The organism is Amycolatopsis sp. NPDC051106 (assembly GCF_040682775.1).
Taxonomy (GTDB): Bacteria; Actinomycetota; Actinomycetes; order Mycobacteriales; family Pseudonocardiaceae; genus Amycolatopsis.
The window spans coordinates 42,760-57,455 of the sequence record NZ_JBFBBQ010000015.1; the positions used below are offsets into that span (position 1 = coordinate 42,760).

The 14,696-nt window shown below is 72.1% G+C and carries 15 protein-coding genes; 7 read left to right on the forward strand and 8 right to left on the reverse strand.

Features of this window, described 5'->3' with window-relative positions:
• Positions 1-135: 135 nt before the first annotated feature.
• Both AB0M83_RS14575 and AB0M83_RS14580 read left to right on the forward strand, forming a co-directional pair.
• Positions 136-2,034: an ABC transporter ATP-binding protein gene (locus tag AB0M83_RS14575; protein ID WP_364517218.1), complete on the forward strand. Its 1,899-nt coding sequence runs from the start codon at positions 136-138 to the stop codon at positions 2,032-2,034.
• Positions 2,034-2,918, forward strand: coding sequence for an alpha/beta hydrolase (locus AB0M83_RS14580; protein WP_364517041.1), 885 nt, complete (start codon positions 2,034-2,036; stop codon positions 2,916-2,918). Before AB0M83_RS14575 ends, AB0M83_RS14580 begins: the two co-directional genes overlap by 1 nt.
• A 77-nt stretch (positions 2,919-2,995) precedes the next feature.
• Here the strand turns inward: AB0M83_RS14580 and AB0M83_RS14585 are convergent, their stop codons facing one another.
• Positions 2,996-3,757, reverse strand: a complete 762-nt coding sequence (locus AB0M83_RS14585) for a fumarylacetoacetate hydrolase family protein (RefSeq protein ID WP_364517043.1) — start codon at positions 3,755-3,757, stop codon at positions 2,996-2,998.
• The gene (locus AB0M83_RS14590) at positions 3,754-4,554 is read right to left on the reverse strand and encodes a 2-keto-4-pentenoate hydratase (protein WP_364517045.1); all 801 of its coding nucleotides are present in this window, start codon (positions 4,552-4,554) and stop codon (positions 3,754-3,756) included. The genes AB0M83_RS14585 and AB0M83_RS14590 overlap by 4 nt, the downstream gene beginning before the upstream one ends.
• Positions 4,555-4,693: 139 nt before the next feature.
• Here AB0M83_RS14590 and AB0M83_RS14595 point away from each other — a divergent pair, with 139 nt between their 5' ends.
• The 3 genes from AB0M83_RS14595 to AB0M83_RS14605 are packed head-to-tail and all read left to right on the forward strand — an operon-like array spanning position 4,694 to position 6,252.
• Entirely contained in the window at positions 4,694-5,197 is a 504-nt protein-coding gene (locus AB0M83_RS14595; protein ID WP_364517047.1) for a VOC family protein, read from the forward strand.
• Positions 5,198-5,254: 57 nt separating this feature from the next.
• Positions 5,255-5,827, forward strand: a complete 573-nt coding sequence (locus AB0M83_RS14600) for a hypothetical protein (RefSeq protein WP_364517049.1) — start codon at positions 5,255-5,257, stop codon at positions 5,825-5,827.
• 23 nt (positions 5,828-5,850) lie between these two features.
• Positions 5,851-6,252 carry a CoA-binding protein gene (locus AB0M83_RS14605; protein WP_284746852.1) on the forward strand — a complete coding sequence of 134 codons (402 nt, stop codon included), beginning with the start codon at positions 5,851-5,853 and terminating at the stop codon, positions 6,250-6,252.
• Here AB0M83_RS14605 and AB0M83_RS14610 read toward each other — a convergent pair.
• The 6 genes from AB0M83_RS14610 to AB0M83_RS14635 form a co-directional block, all read right to left on the reverse strand.
• Positions 6,249-6,782 (reverse strand): NHL repeat-containing protein, encoded by a 534-nt coding sequence (locus tag AB0M83_RS14610; RefSeq protein WP_364517051.1) that lies wholly within the window; start codon positions 6,780-6,782, stop codon positions 6,249-6,251. The genes AB0M83_RS14605 and AB0M83_RS14610 overlap by 4 nt on opposite strands.
• A gap of 74 nt (positions 6,783-6,856) precedes the next feature.
• Positions 6,857-7,417, reverse strand: a complete 561-nt coding sequence (locus AB0M83_RS14615; RefSeq protein ID WP_364517053.1) for a GvpL/GvpF family gas vesicle protein — start codon at positions 7,415-7,417, stop codon at positions 6,857-6,859.
• A 358-nt stretch (positions 7,418-7,775) separates the two neighbouring features.
• Positions 7,776-8,456: a response regulator transcription factor gene (locus AB0M83_RS14620; RefSeq protein WP_284746845.1), complete on the reverse strand. Its 681-nt coding sequence runs from the start codon at positions 8,454-8,456 to the stop codon at positions 7,776-7,778.
• Positions 8,456-9,844: a HAMP domain-containing sensor histidine kinase gene (locus AB0M83_RS14625; RefSeq protein ID WP_364517055.1), complete on the reverse strand. Its 1,389-nt coding sequence runs from the start codon at positions 9,842-9,844 to the stop codon at positions 8,456-8,458. Before AB0M83_RS14625 ends, AB0M83_RS14620 begins: the two co-directional genes overlap by 1 nt.
• A 20-nt stretch (positions 9,845-9,864) precedes the next feature.
• A complete protein-coding gene (locus tag AB0M83_RS14630) occupies positions 9,865-10,572 on the reverse strand; it encodes a glutamine amidotransferase (RefSeq protein ID WP_364517057.1) in 708 nt (235 codons plus the stop codon).
• Positions 10,565-11,797 carry a MurT ligase domain-containing protein gene (locus tag AB0M83_RS14635; protein WP_364517059.1) on the reverse strand — a complete coding sequence of 411 codons (1,233 nt, stop codon included), beginning with the start codon at positions 11,795-11,797 and terminating at the stop codon, positions 10,565-10,567. The genes AB0M83_RS14630 and AB0M83_RS14635 overlap by 8 nt, the downstream gene beginning before the upstream one ends.
• A gap of 425 nt (positions 11,798-12,222) precedes the next feature.
• Between AB0M83_RS14635 and AB0M83_RS14640 the strand changes: the two genes are divergently transcribed.
• The gene (locus tag AB0M83_RS14640; protein ID WP_286001464.1) at positions 12,223-13,005 is read left to right on the forward strand and encodes an IclR family transcriptional regulator; all 783 of its coding nucleotides are present in this window, start codon (positions 12,223-12,225) and stop codon (positions 13,003-13,005) included.
• Complete coding sequence (locus tag AB0M83_RS14645; protein ID WP_364517061.1) at positions 13,002-14,687, forward strand: lactate permease LctP family transporter; 1,686 nt, start codon at positions 13,002-13,004, stop codon at positions 14,685-14,687. The genes AB0M83_RS14640 and AB0M83_RS14645 overlap by 4 nt, the downstream gene beginning before the upstream one ends.
• The last annotated feature ends 9 nt before the right edge of the window (positions 14,688-14,696 follow it).

Genomic DNA, 14,696 nt, shown 5'->3' on the forward strand with positions numbered 1-14,696 from the left:
CTTTCTCCGGCACGAGGACGCGATCGCCCGGAATTGTCGGACCCCCGGAGTACAACTGCAGGTGTGCGCGGATCCGCCGGAACACCCCAGGACACCACGGAATCGCCCCCGCTGATCGGGGTCGAGAACCTCAAGATGCCCGAGTGGGCGCGCGTCGACGAACGCGTGGCCGACGCCGGGTTCGGTCAGGCCGTGCGCGCGTTGCCGGCGGCGATCGCCGTCGTGCTGCGGCTGGCCTGGCGGACGTCGCCGCGGTTGACACTGCTGGCGGGCGTGGTGCACGTCGTCTCGGGCTGCGTCACGGCGTTCGGGCTGCTCGCCACCGCGAACGTCTTCACCGCGCTGCTCGAACAGGGCGCCACCCCGGAACGGGTGCTGCAGTCGCTGCCGGCGATCGCGGTCGTCATGGGTTCGTACGCGGCGCGGGCGTTGCTGGACGCCGCCGTCGCGGCCGTCGAGGGAGCGCTGCGGCCGCGCGTCACGGCGGCGGCCGACGACGCGGTGACCGCGTCGGTCGTGCGCGTCGGGCTGATCGCGTTCGAGGACGCGGACTTCCGGGAGCTGGCCAGGCAGGGCGCGCGGTTCGGCGTCCGGGCGATCGAGACGAGCCTGCGCCGGGTGGCCGACCTGACGTCGTCGGCGATCTCGCTCGCGGCGGCGATGCTCACCGCGGGCCTGCTCAACCCGTGGCTGGCCCCGGTGCTGCTGCTCGCCGCGGCGGCCGACGGCTGGGCCGCCGCCCGCGTCGCGAAGCTGAACTACCGCCACTTCCTCGACACGGTCGGGCGCAACATCCGCAAGTCGGTCGTCGAGGAGGTCGCCACCTGGCGGTCGATGGCCCTCGAACGGCACGCGCTGACGCTGCAGGAGCCGCTGCTCGGCGAGTACCGGCGCATCTCGCGCAGCCTGACGCGGGAGGAGGTCCGGCTCGCGCACCGCAGCAACCTGGTGCGCACCACCGGCCGGGCGGCGGCCGGGTTCGGCACCGCCGTCGCGTACCTGGTGCTGGGCTGGCTGCTCTACTCCGGCGGGATGGAGCTGGCGCTGGCCGGCACGGCGGTGCTGGCGATGCGCACGGCGTCGACGGCGCTGTCCAACACCATGCGCGCGGTCAACTCGCTGTACGAGGACTCGTTCTACATCGGGTTCTACAACGAGCTGCTGGCGGAGTCGGTCAAGCTGCAGCCGCCGCCGGCCGCGCTGTCCGCGCCCGCCGACCCGGCCGAGATCCGGCTGGAGGGCGTCACGTTCACCTATCCGGGCCGGGAAAGCCCGGCGCTGAAGGACGTCTCGCTGACGATCCGGCGCGGCGAGGTGGTCGCGCTCGTCGGCGAGAACGGCTCGGGCAAGACCACCCTCGGCAAGCTGCTGACCGGGCTCTACCCGCCGGACGAAGGCGTGGTGCGCTGGGACGACGTCGACCTCGCGCACGCCGACCCGGCATCGGTGCACGCGAACATCGCGGTGATCGCGCAGGAACCGGCGGAGTGGCCGATGACAGCGGCGAACAACATCACGGTAGGCCGCCTCGGCCGTGCCGACCCGGACGGCCGGGCGTGGCGTGAGGCGGTGGGCTACTCGGGCGCGGACGAGGTGATCGAGTCGTTGCCCGCCAAGGAGAACACGGTGCTGTCGAAGAAGTTCGACGAGGGCCACGACCTGTCCGGCGGCCAGTGGCAGCGCATGGGCATCGCCCGCGGCATCTACCGCGACGCCTCGATCCTGGTGGCCGACGAACCGACGGCGGCGCTGGACGCCCGCGCGGAGGCCCGGGTGTTCGCGGGTCTCCAGCACGCGAGCGCATCCCACGACGGCCGCCGCACAACGGTCCTGGTGACCCACCGGCTGGCCAACATCCGCTCGGCGGACCGGATCCTGGTACTGGAGAAGGGAAGGCTGATCGAGCAGGGCACCCACGACGAGCTGATCCGCGAGGGCGGCCTGTACCACGAGCTGTACGAAATCCAGGCGCGCGCGTACCGCAGCGGCACGGCGGTCCCGGCGCCCCGCGCCGCGCGCACCCAGGAGGCCTGATGGCGGAACAACTGGCGCAAGTCAACGGAGTCGAACTCTGTCACGAGACGTTCGGCGACGCGGGCGGCCGGCCGCTGCTGCTCGTCATGGGCCTCGGCGCGCCGATGATCTGGTGGGACGAAGAGTTCTGCGAAAACCTTGCCGCACAGGGCTTTCGCGTCATCCGGTTCGACAACCGGGACGCGGGACGGTCGAGCCGGATGCACGGCCGGGCCAACCTCGCGCAGGCGTACCTGCTGCGTCGCGCGCCGTACTCGCTCGCGGACATGGCCGCCGACGCGGCGGGCCTGCTCGACGTGCTGGGCATCCCGGCCGCGCACGTCGTGGGGGCGTCGATGGGCGGGATGATCGCGCAGACCCTCGCCATCCGGAATCCCGCGCGGGTGCTTTCGCTGACGTCGATCATGTCCAGCACCGGCGGGCGGCTCGTCGGACGGCCGAGCGGCCGGGCGATGTCGCTGCTGCTCGGCACCCCGCCGCGCGACCGGGCGGCCTACGTCGAGATGCTCGTGCGGACGTTCCGGCTGATCGGCTCGCCGGGCTACCCCTTCGACGAGGCGCGCATGCGTGACCGCGCCGAGCGCACGTTCGACCGCGGCGTCGACCCGGGCGGCACGGCGCGCCAGCTCGCGGCGGTCATGGCCGACCGCGACCGCGGGCCCCGGCTGCGCCGGGTGCGGGTGCCGGCCCTGGTGGTGCACGGCGCCCGCGACCCCCTGGTCCACGTCTCCGGCGGCCGCGCGACGGCCCGCGCGATCCCCGGCGCGGACCTGGACATCGTCCCGGGCATGGGTCACGACCTGCCCCGCGCGGTCTGGCCGCGGGTGATCAGGGGCATCACGCGCATCGCGGACCGGGCGGAAACGCCGACCTCGCGTGATTGAGCACGTAACTCGCGTGATTGGGCGCGTAACTCGCGTGATTGGAAGGGCATCTCGCGTGATTGGAGGGGCATCACCGGTCAGGTGGAGAGGGTGATCGAGCCCAGGTGGGAGAAGTGGGCCGCGACGCGGGAGCCGCGGCGGACCGGGACCGCGTCCGTCATGCCGCCGGTCAGGACCAGCCAGCCCGGCTCCAACGCCAGGCCCCGCGCGCCCAGGGCGTTCGCCGCCAGGGCCAGCGCTTCCGCCGGGTGGCCCTGGACCGCCGCGCCGGTGGCCGTGTCGACGATCTGGCCGTCGACCTCCAGCAGCGCCGCTTCCAGGGACAAGTCCAACGCCGACGGCGGCAGCCCCACCGGGCCGACGCCGAAGTACGCCGACGAGCCGTTGTCCGCGACGGCGTCCGGGAGCGTGAAGCGGTAGTCGGCGTACCGGCTGTCGATGACCTCCATGCCGCCGTACACGCGGTCGACGGCGGCCAGCGCGGTCGCCGCGGTGACCCCCGGACCCGCCAAAGCGCGGCCCAGCACGAAGACCAGCTCCGGCTCGGCCCGCGGGTGGATCAGCGAGTCGTGCGGCAGCGGCGCGCCCGCCGGCAGGACCATCGCGTCCGTCAGCCAGGCCAGCAGCGGCGAGTCGATGCCCATTCGCTGCTGCTTGGCCCGGGACGTCAGGCCCAGCTTGAGCCCGATCAGCGTCTCGCCGCGGGCCCGTCGCAGCCGCAGGGCCTCGTCCTGGATCGCGTACGCCGTGTCGACGTCCAACCCGGGCCAGTCTTCCGAGAGCGGAGCCCGCTCCGAAACCGTCCCCAACAGCGCGGCGGCCGCCTCGCGCACGTTCATGATTCCTCCGAAGCAGGAGCGAAGACCGCGGTGACGCTGCCGAGGCCGGCGATGGTCGCGACGATCGTGTCGCCCGGCGACACCGGGATCGCCCGGGTCATCGATCCCGGCAGCACGACGTGCCCGGGTTCCAGGGTGACGCCCAGCGGGCCGACCGTGTTCGCCAGCCACACCAGCGAGTTGAGCGGCGAGCCGAGCACCGCGCCGCCCGCGCCAGTCGCCGCCACCGAGCCGTTCTGGTAGAGCACGCAGCCGGCCAGCCGCAGATCCACCGAACCCAGCGCCGTCGGGCTGCTGCCCAGCACCACGCCGCCGGACGACGCGTTGTCGGCGATCGTGTCGAACAGCGAGATCTTCCAGTCCCGGATCCGCGAGTCGACGATCTCCAGCGACGGCAGTACGAAGTCGACCGCCTGGACCGCGTCGGCGACCGTGACGCCGGGGCCGCGCAACGCCGAGCCGAGCACGAACGCGATCTCCGGCTCGATCCGCGGCTGCAGGAACGCCGCCGTCGGGATCGGCTGGTGCTCGAGGTGGAACATGCTGCCGGTCAGGTGCCCGTAGTCGGGCTGGTCGACGCCCATCTGCCGCTGCATCGCGGCGGAGGCGAGCCCGACCTTGTGCCCGCGGACGGCGTCGCCGCCCTCGACCCACTGCCGCACCTGCTCCTGCTGAATCCGGTACGCGTCTTCGACCCCGGCTTCCGGGTAGGTCTTGATCAGCGGCTCGATCGGTTCGTGCGTCGCGTAGGCCCGCGTCAAAGCGGCGGCGGCCTCCTGCACGTTGCTGACGTCCACCTCCGCGACTCTGCCGTGCGTGCACCTCGCACACAAGCCTCGACGTTCCGCCCAGCGGACCTCTCGCCAGTCAACCTCTTGCGCGCAAGATAAATTAAGCGTACCGTTCGAGGCACCAGCAAGAAGGGACGTGAGGGACATGGCACCGACCCAGGCCGAGGTCACCAAGCTCGCCGAGATCCGCGACCAGCTGCGCGAGCGCCACCTGCGCCCGGCCGCCGACCGCCCGGCGACGAACGGGCGCGGCATCCACCACACCGCGCTGATCTCCAGCGACGTCGAGCGGACCATCGAGTTCTACCAGGACATCCTCGGCTTCCCGCTCACCGAGCTGATCGAGAACCGCGACTACCCCGGCTCCAGCCACTTCTTCTTCGACGTCGGCAACGGCAACGCCGTCGCCTTCTTCGACCTGCCCGGTCTGGACCTCGGCCCCTACGCGGAGGTCCTCGGTGGACTGCACCACCTGGCCCTCTCCGTCACGCCCGAACGGTGGAGCGTGATCAAGGACAAGCTCGACGAAGCCGGCGTGCAGTACCTGCTGGAGAGCGAGACCTCCATCTACCTGTCCGATCCGGACGGTGCCCGCGTCGAGCTGATCTCCGACCCGCTCGGCGAGATGTACGGCGAGAAGATCGGCTGAAACTCCTGTTCCGGGCGTCGCGCGCCGCATACCCTGTGCGCGACGCCTGGAGGTCCGATGTCCGACTGGTCCCTCTCCCGCGCGAAAGCGCGGCTCGATCACCGCGAGCGGCTCGACGAACTGACCGCCCGCACCCGGTTCGAGGTCCGGCTGCACCTCAACGAGCCGGCGACGAACGGCGCCTACGACGAGCTGACGAGCATCTTCGCGATCGGGCACGGCGAGTGCGCCGCGCTGCTGGCCCACCAGCGGCTGCTGCCGTGGTGGGAGCGCTCGCTGCTGCACCGGTACGCGCGGCGCCTGCACGGCAAGGCGATCACCCGCAGTGTCGGCGTCGTTCCCGCCGAGGTCGCGCCGCAGGCCGCCCGCGCGTTCGGCGCCGAGATCGCCGAACTGGCCCCCCACTCGGGCGACACCGGCGCGAAGTACGACCTCCAGGGCCGCGGCCTGCTGACCGTGTTCCGCATCGCCGTCGGCGCCAAGGGCGAGGTCTGGCCGGACCGCCACGAGGTCACGACGACGTCCGCCCGCAACATCCTGACGTGCGCCGCGACCTTCGCCCGCCGCAAGCCGTGGCACGTGATCTGGCCCGTCTACCGCGTCCGGGGCCTGCGGCTCTGGAAGCTTTGACACCCGCCGCGCGTTCCACCCACATGAAGGCAGAAGAAATCCTGGCGGACGCGAAGACCATCGCGGTCGTCGGCCTGAGCCGCGATCCGGCCAAGGCCGCGCACGGCGTGCCGGCGGTCCTGCAGGCGCACGGCTTCCGGATCATCCCGGTGCACCCGACCGCGACCGAGCTGCTCGGCGAGAAGGTCTACCGGTCGCTGAAGGACATCCCGGAGCCCGTCGACCTCGTAGACGTCTTCCGGCCGTCCCCCGAGGCGCCCGGCATCGCCCGCGACGCCGTCGAGATCGGCGCGAAGGCGCTGTGGCTGCAGCAGGGCATCGTCTCGGCGGAAGCGCGCCGCATCGCCGAAGAAGGCGGGCTCGAGTACGTCGAGAACCGCTGCACCGCCGTCGTCCGCGCGACGGCCGCGATCTCGAAGAACTAGGCGGAAGCTCCGAAGTGGACGATGCGGTGGTTGCCGGTCTCGGCGACCCAGACTCCGCCCAGGCCGTCGTCCGCGACGTCGCGGGGTGAGCTGATCGGCTCGGTCGTGTCGGGCAGCGCCGCGCCCGTGCGGGTGTCGAACCGCGCGAAGCGCCGGCGTCCGGCGTCGTCGACCAGCAGGCGGCCGGCCGGGTCCAGCGCGACCGCGCGGGGCCGGCCGAAGCCGCCGAACTCCCGCACGAACCCGCCCCGCCACGAGAACTGCACCACCCGGCGGTTGCCGGTGTCGGCGACGTAGACGTTGCCCGCCGCGTCGACCGCGACTCCTTCCGGTGCCTTGAGCCGCCCGGACAGCACGCGCACGAGCGCGCCGTCGCGGGTGAACGCCTGCACGCGGTCGTTGCCGGTGTCCGCCACCCACACGCGTCCGCGGACGTCGACGGCGATTCCGGACGGCGCGCGGAACTGGCCCGGCCCCGAGCCGGGCCCGCCGAAAGCGCGGGGCAGCGCCGCGACTTCACTGGTGACCACGACGCCAGGATCGCCGACCGCGAGCCACGGCGGCCAGTACCGAAAAGAGTGTTCAGCGACTGTTTCGCCGGCGCTCACCAGCTCCACCGCGGGCAGGCCCGCCGCTCCAGGAAGCTGTACGCGGGCAGCGGCCCGATCCAGTCGGCCTGGACGCCGTCGTCGCGGGCCAGCCCGGTGACCGCGTCGCGGACGACGAGCAGGTCGCCCATCCCGACCAGGAACGCCCACCGCTCGTCGGCGGACTCGCCCGCCGGCAGCGACACCGAATCGCGGGCGCGTTCGGCGACCTCGCTGAGCAGCACGTCGGAACGAGCTGCCCGCGCCGCCGAGCCCGGCTCGGTGAACCGCAGGCAGACGTGCACCTCGGCCAGGCCGTCGAGCCGGTCGAGGTCGGCGCGGTAGCTAGCGGCCGCGGGGGCCAGCACCTCGTCCCGGACGGCTTCCTCGTCGTCGGCGACGGTGCCGAACCGGACCGGCAGCACCGGCCCGCCTTCGACGAGCGCGGACACCACCGCCAGGTGCACCGCCGGATCGGGTTCGGGTTCGCCGACGACCATCGCCAGGTCCTCCCAGCACACCGTCCGCGGCGCCCGCGGGTGCCCGGCGCGCACGACGCCGTAGAGCTGCAGCGTCACGGCTGCCCGGGCGTGTTCAGCGGCCGCCGCAGCGCCTCGGCGTACCGGACGCAGGTGTCCATGCCCATTCTCGCAGCCTCTCGGGAATCGGTGGCGTGAACCCGGGAAACGGATTACTCCGAAATTCCGGTCCACCTTTCACTTCGGGCGAGAGACGGTTTCGGCGATTCCGTCATCGCTTTTCCCGTCCCGGCCGATTGCCCACCGTAGCAACGCGCACAACCGCCAGCGGATGATCAACGACACCTGGAATTTCACCGGTTCGCGGGAACGGCTGGGCGATCCGCGGCAACCGGCGGCGGCAAACGGACCAGCGCCGGACACCGTGCGGACCCCCTCGCCGATTTCGCCCGGCAAATCACGATCGGGTAACGTCCACCAGCCGGTACCCCACGCCCCGGACCGTCTCGATGGTACGGGTGCCGAACGGCACGTCGATTTTGCGCCGCAGGTAGCCGATGTAGACCTCGACGACGTTCTCGTCGCCGTCGTAGTGCGCGTCCCAGACGTGGCTCAGGATCTCGTTCTTCGTCAGCGCGGTGCCCGGCCGCCGCAGCAGGAACTCCAGCAACCCGAACTCGCGCGCGGTCAGCTCGATCCGCTGTTGTCCTCTGTGGACGGTCCGCGCGGACGGGTCGAGCCGCAGGTCGCCCGCCTCCAGCACGGCGGGCCGGGCCGGCGCCCCGCGGCGCAGCAGCGCGCGCAACCGGGCGATGAGGACGACGAAGGAGAACGGCTTCGACAGGTAGTCGTCGGCGCCGAGGTCGAACGCGTCGGCTTCGTCGTACTCGCCGTCCTTCGCGGTGAGCATCAGCACCGGCGTCCAGTTTTCGGCCGCCCGCAGGCGTTTGAGCACTTCGTAGCCGGACAGCTCGGGCAGCATGATGTCGAGCACGACGACGTCGTACTCCTGCTCGGTGGCCCGCCAGAGGCCCTCGCGACCGGTGTGCGCGACGTCGACGGTGAACCCCTCGGCGACCAGGCCGCGCCGCAGCGTCTCCGCGAACTCTCGCTCGTCCTCCACGATCAGCAGGCGCACTACTCCTCCTCCGGCAGTTCCAGCACCGGCAGCTCGAGCACGAACCGCGCGCCCGGCTCGTCCGACGCGCGGTAGCACGCCCGGCCGCCGTGCCGCGCTGCGATGCCCGCCACGATCGGCAGGCCCAGCCCGGTGCCGCCGTGCCCGCGCTGGCGCGACGCGTCGAGGCGGACGAACCGCTCGAAGATCCGTTCGCGGTCGGCTTCCGCGACGCCCGGGCCGTCGTCGCTCACCTCGACGACGGCGACGTCGCCGCGCACCGAACTGGCGACGCGGATGCGCGAGCGCGCGTGCCCGCGGGCGTTGTCGACCAGGTTCCGCACCGCGCGCCGCAGCTGGGTTTCGCTGCCGCGCACCTTCGCCGGCCCGGCACGGACCTCGACCTCCAGCGCGCACTCGCCGCGGACCCGCTCGGCCTCCGCGCGGACGATGTCGTCGAGGTCGACCTCGGTGCGCGACGGCCGGTCGGTCGTGTCGTCCGTGCGGGCCAGCATGAGCAGGTCGTCGACGAGTTCGCGCAGCCGCGCGGTCTCCCGGCCGATCACCGGCACCAGGTCTTGCGCGCTCTCCGGGTGCCGCCCGGAGACGTCGAGCGCGGTGCTGATCGTGGACAGCGGCGAGCGCAGCTCGTGGCTGGCGTCCGCGACGAACCGCCGTTGCGCCGCCTGCGCCGACGCGAGCCGGCCGAGCATCTCGTTGAGCGTCACGGCCAGCCGGTGCACCTCGTCGCCGCCCGGCGGCAGCGCGACGCGGGCGGCGAGGTCGCGCGTCGAGATCTCGGCGACGGTCCGGCGCATCCGCTCCACCGGCCGCAGCGCCGAGCCGACCGCGCGGTAGACCGCGAGCCCGGAGATCGCCAGCAGCGGGATCGCGATCAGCCCGAGCAGCAGCGTCAGCCGGGTCGACGCCTCGGTCACCGGCTCCAGCGAGCGCGCGGAGACCACCGTGTACGGCCCGCCCGGCCCGTTGACCTGCTGCGACACGACGCGGTAGTCGTCACTGTCGCCGTTGAGCCCGAGCGGGAGGGTTTCGATGGTCTCCTGCCCGACGGCCGGGCGGGCGGCGGTCAGCGGCGGGTGCCCGACGATCGCCGGGTCGCTCGCGATCGGCACGCCGCGCGCGTTGAGCACCTGGGTGACGGCTTCGGTGTCGCCGGTGCTGGCGACGTCGGACGCGCTGAGGTCGCGCGCGCCCTCGCGGACGAGCTGGATGGCGACCTGGCGGCCGGTGCTGCGGGCACTCTCGGTGACGCTGCGGTCGAGCGACTCTTCGAGCAGCACCACGACCACGGCGAGCGCGGCCGCGATGGCCAGCGCGAGCGCGAAGACGGCCACCGCGGTGGTCCGCATCCGGACGCCGGTCGCGGCGATCACGCTGCCCAGTTTCACCAACTCAGCGTAACCGGCCATCACGACGTCCGGCGGCGGCGCGCGAGGCGTTCACCGCGCAGGCGGTCGACTTCGGGCAGTTCGAGGGGCGGCAGCGGGTACCCGGCCGTCCAGGTCAGCAGGAGGTCCGCCAGCGCGGGGTTGCGGGCGAGCGCCGGGCCGTGCAGGTAGGTGCCGACGATGTGGCCGGTCACCGCGCCTTCGGTGCCGTCGCCGTTGCCGGTGCCGCGCACGACTTGGCCGAGCGGGTCGCTGCCGGCGCCGAGCTTGCTGACGCCGAGGTGGTTCTCGAAGCCGGTGAGCGGCGCGTTGTCCAGGATTTCCGAGGATGTCGCGACCAGCTCGGAGACCGCGCGGCGCTCGCCGGGTTCGGTGGTGACGTCGAGCAGGCCGAGGCCGTCGTGGTCGACGCCGTCGAGGCCGCGGAAGCGGGTGCCGAGCACCTGCAGGCCGGCGCAGACGCCGAAGACCACCGCCTCGGGGGTCAGGGCCCGCCGGTGCTTCCGCAGGTGGGCCGCGGCCAGGGCCTGGGCGCCGTCCTCGCCGCCGCCGAGCAGGTAGAGGTCCAAAGTGGACGGCACCGGCACGCCGAGCCCGACCGGCACGACCTCGGCTTCGATCCCGCGCCAGCGCAGCCGCTGGCACAGGACCTGCGCGTTGCCGGTGTCGCCGTAGGTGCCGAGGACCTCGGGCAACAGGAGTCCGATGTGGACGATCGAGTCACGCACCGGGCAGCCTGCCGACCAGCTCGCGGAAGGCGGTGTAGTTGGCGACGAGCTCGACGCCGCCGGGCGGCAGCGCGTCGATCGCGGCGACCGGGTCGGGCTCGGCCCAGTGCGCGACCTCGGCGTAGCAGAGCCGCACGGCGAGGTCGGCACCACGCTCGCCGGTGACGACGACCTGGCGGCCGCGCAGCCGTTCGAAGTGCACGTCCCAGAGCCAGGACAGGTCGCGGCCGTCGGCTTCCTGGGCGTTGACCGCGACGACGACCGGCGTGTCCTCGTCGAGCACGCGCAGCGTTTCGGCCCAGCCGGCCGGGTTCTTGGCGAGCATCAGCCGCACGGAGTGGCGCGACCGGCGGATCGTCCGGTAGCGGCCGCCGATGTCGGTGATGGTCCGCAGCCGGGCGGCGGCGGTGTGCGGCGGCACGCCGAGCCGGTGCGCGGCGGCGAGCGCGAAGGCGGCGTTCGCGCGGTTCGCGTCGCCGGGCAGCCGCAGGTCGAGGTCGACTTGGCGGCCACCGGGCGTGCGGACGAGGTCGCCGTCGAGGGTCCAGGCGGGCTCAGGGCGGGCGAGCCCGCAGGCGCAGCTCCAGTGTTCTTGGGCGTGTTCGATCAGGCCGTCGCAGCGCGGGCAGGCGGTCGAGTCCCCGGTCCAGCGGCGGCCGGTCCCGACCCAGAGCGGCGGCTTGGCGGCCGCGGTCGCCGCGGAGGTGACGAGAACGTCGTCGCAATTGGCGACAATCGTGGTTCCGGGATGTCCGGCGATCGCGGCGCGCAGATCGCGCTCGGTCGAGCGAACCTCGCCGACGCGGTCGAGCTGGTCGCGGCTCAGGTTGAGCAGCACAAGCACCGCCGGCTCCAGCTGCTCGGCAACCCAGGGCAGGTAGGTCTCGTCGACTTCGAGAACGGCGTAGGGCGCTTCGGGGCTCGCGGCGAGTGCGGCGAGGACGCCATCGGGCATGTTGGCGCCGTCGCTGTTGGCGGCGACTTCGGCGAGCGCTTCGAGGGCCCGCGTGATCATCAGGGCGGTGGTGGTCTTGCCGTTGGTACCGGTGACGAGCACGACCGTGCGGTCCCGCCCGAGCGCGCGAAGGGCTTTCGGATCGAGCGCGAGAGTGACGCGGCCGCCGATGACGCCGCCTTGGCCGAGTCCGGCGTGGCGGGAGAGCCAAGCGGTGATCCGGCCGGCGGTCACGGACGCGCGGGTACGAAGGGGGCGGCGGTCGGTCACCGGCTGGATGGTGCTCGGTGGGCGCTGTGAGTTCGCTGAGTCCGTGACCCGGGCCACCGAGCCCCGCCGGCAGTGCCGGGCGGGATGTCCTGAATGAGTCATTCAGGTCTGCGGGGGTCCTGAATGACTCATTCAAGACGTTCGGCGACGGTCTCTACTCCCTTCACAACCCATTCACGAATCTGAATCCCCCGCCGTCGAACTTGTCGAACGACCCCGTCCCAAGCTCCGCAACCGCCATAGGTAGGAAACTTAACCATCGGAGGTTGTACCAATTAGCCCGCGCAAGTAACCGCATTCTCCGAGTCTGACTCTGAGACGTTTCAAGATCTTCCACACATACATCGGAGGTGTTACCGTCCAACCCCACCCAGCGGAAATGCGTACCGCTGAGCGGAAACCGGGAACGTCCAACGGAGGGCAACGTGGGACCGGAGCGCGCACTGGAGAACAGCGGAACTCTCGAACGCGGACTCGCGGTGCTCGAGCACGTGGGTCGGCACCAGGAGATTTCCACCAATGCGATCGCGCGGCAACTGGGGCTTTCCCGCAGTGCCGCCTACCGCATCGTCGGCACCCTCAAGAGTCTCGAATACCTCGAAGCCGACCAGGTCACCGGTCGGGTGCGGCTCGGGACCCGGCTCGTCGAACTCGGGGCGCGGGCCATGGCCGCCACCGATCTGCACCGGTGCGCGCCTCGGTACCTCGCGTCGCTCGCCGAACGGTCCGGGGAGACCACCTACCTCGCCGTGCCCGACAACGACACCATGGTCTACGTCGCCACCGAACGCAGTGCCAGCGCCGTCACCCTCGCCTGCCGCCTGGGTACGCGCCGGCCGCAGCACGCCACGTCGCTCGGGAAGGCCTGGCTCGCTGCGCTGCCCGAAGCCGACCGGGCCGAGCGCGTCCGGCGGATGAAGCTCGACTCCCTCACGCTCAAGACGATCAACGACCCGCTCCGGCTGCTCGACGACCTCGCGCGGACCAGCCGCCGCGGCTGGGCGGTCGACGAGGTCGAGAACGAGCCGGACGTCGGGTGCGTCGCCGCCGCCGTGCGCGATCACTCGGGCCGGCCGATCGCCGCCATCAGCATCGCCGGGCCGGCGCCGCGCGTGCTGCGCCGCCTCGACGAGCTCGGGGCCTCCGTCGCCGGAACCGCCGCCGCCCTGTCGCTGCGGCTCGGATACGTCCGGGGGCAGCGGGGATGACCTGGACACAGGACTACCAGCCGGCGGGCGGGTTGTGGGTCTCCGCGCTGCTCGCCGCGCTCCCGATCATCGTGCTGCTGGTCGCGCTCGGCGTGGTCCGCTTCTCCGCGCACCTTTCGGCGGCGCTCGCGCTCGTCACCGCGCTCGGCGTCGCCCTGCTGCTGTACCGGATGCCGGCCGCGCTGGCGTTCGACTCCGCGGCGATGGGCGTGGTCTTCGGCGTGTGGTCGGTGGCCTGGATCGCGTTCCACGCCGTCTACTTCCACAACGTCACGGTCGCGACCGGCCGGTTCGACGCGATCAAGCGCGTGCTCGCCGGGTTCAGCGAAGACCGGCGGCTGCAGGCGCTGCTCATCGCGTTCGGCTTCGGCGCGCTCCTCGAAGGCGTCGCGGGCGGCGGGTCGCCGATCGCGATCACGGCGGCGATGATGGCCGCGCTCGGGTTCCCGCCGGTGAAGGCTGTCGTGCTGGCGCTGCTCGCGAACACCGCGCCGGTCGCGTTCGGCGGCCTGGGCAACCCGCTGATCGTGCTCGGCCGGCTGACCGCGCCGATCATGCACCTCAAGCCGGACCAGGCGACCGAGCTGTTCTCGGCGGCCGTCGGCCGTCAGGTGCCGGTGCTCGCGCTGATCATCCCGGCGTTCCTCGTTGTGGTGCTGGCGGGCTGGAAGCGCATGCTCGAGGTGTGGCCGGCGGTGCTGACCGCCGGGCTCGCGTTCGCGGTCATGCAGTTCGTCGTGTCCAACTACATCAGCGCCAGCCTGGTCGACGTCGTCGCCGCGCTCACCGCGATGGCCGCGCTGTGGATCCTGACGCGGTTCTGGCAGCCGGCGTCGGTGTGGCGCTTCGAAAACGAGGAAGCCGCGCCGAAGAGCCTGGGCGCCGCGAAGGCCGAGCGCGGCGCGCTCTACGCGTGGATGCCCTACATCATCCTGATCCTGGCGATCTTCCTGTCGCGGATCGGCACGATCTTCAAGAACCTCCCCGCCTGGCTGGACCTGACGAAGCTGCTGCACAAGGCGGATTGGATCTTCGCCTGGCCGGGGCTGCACAACCACGTCGTCCAGCACCCGCCGATCACCGCGAAGGACGCACCGTACGCGGCGACGCTCACGGTGGACTTCCTGTTCTCGCCCGGCACGATCGCCCTGATCGCGGCGGTGATCGCCGGGTTCGCGATGGGCGGCCGGGCGGGGTTGCTGGTCAAGACGTACCGCAAGACGCTGCACCAGATGCGCTGGGCGCTCGCGACGATCTTCATGATCCTGGCGATCGCGTTCGTGATGAACTACTCGGGCGCGACGCAGACGCTCGGCCTGGCCCTGGCGACGACGGGCGCGGTCTTCCCGCTGTTCTCGGCGTACATCGGCTGGCTGGGCGTGTTCCTGACGGGGTCGGACGCGTCGACGAACAGCCTGTTCGGCCCGATGCAGGTGATCTCGGCGCAGCAGCTGAACCTGAACCCGATCCTGGCGGGCGCGACGAACACGTCGGGCGGCGTGATGGGCAAGATGATCTCGCCGCAGAACCTCTCGATCGGCGCGACGGCGATCGGGCAGAGCGGCAAGGAGGGGTCGCTGCTGCGGCAGACGTTCCTGTGGTCCCTGCTGCTGACCGCGGTGGTCGGCGTGATTTCCCTGCTGCAGGCGACGATCCTGACGGCGATGATCCCGTCGCCCTAGGCTGGGCGG

What these genes read in the sequence shown, in the direction of transcription:
- AB0M83_RS14575 (WP_364517218.1), top strand. Translation starts at nt 136, where the DNA reads ATGCCCGAGTGGGCGCGCGTCGACGAACGCGTGGCCGACGCCGGGTTC.
- AB0M83_RS14580 (WP_364517041.1), top strand. Translation starts at nt 2,034, where the DNA reads ATGGCGGAACAACTGGCGCAAGTCAACGGAGTCGAACTCTGTCACGAG.
- AB0M83_RS14585 (WP_364517043.1), bottom strand. Translation starts at nt 3,757, where the DNA reads ATGAACGTGCGCGAGGCGGCCGCCGCGCTGTTGGGGACGGTTTCGGAG.
- AB0M83_RS14595 (WP_364517047.1), top strand. Translation starts at nt 4,694, where the DNA reads ATGGCACCGACCCAGGCCGAGGTCACCAAGCTCGCCGAGATCCGCGAC.
- AB0M83_RS14600 (WP_364517049.1), top strand. Translation starts at nt 5,255, where the DNA reads ATGTCCGACTGGTCCCTCTCCCGCGCGAAAGCGCGGCTCGATCACCGC.
- AB0M83_RS14605 (WP_284746852.1), top strand. Translation starts at nt 5,851, where the DNA reads ATGAAGGCAGAAGAAATCCTGGCGGACGCGAAGACCATCGCGGTCGTC.
- AB0M83_RS14645 (WP_364517061.1), top strand. Translation starts at nt 13,002, where the DNA reads ATGACCTGGACACAGGACTACCAGCCGGCGGGCGGGTTGTGGGTCTCC.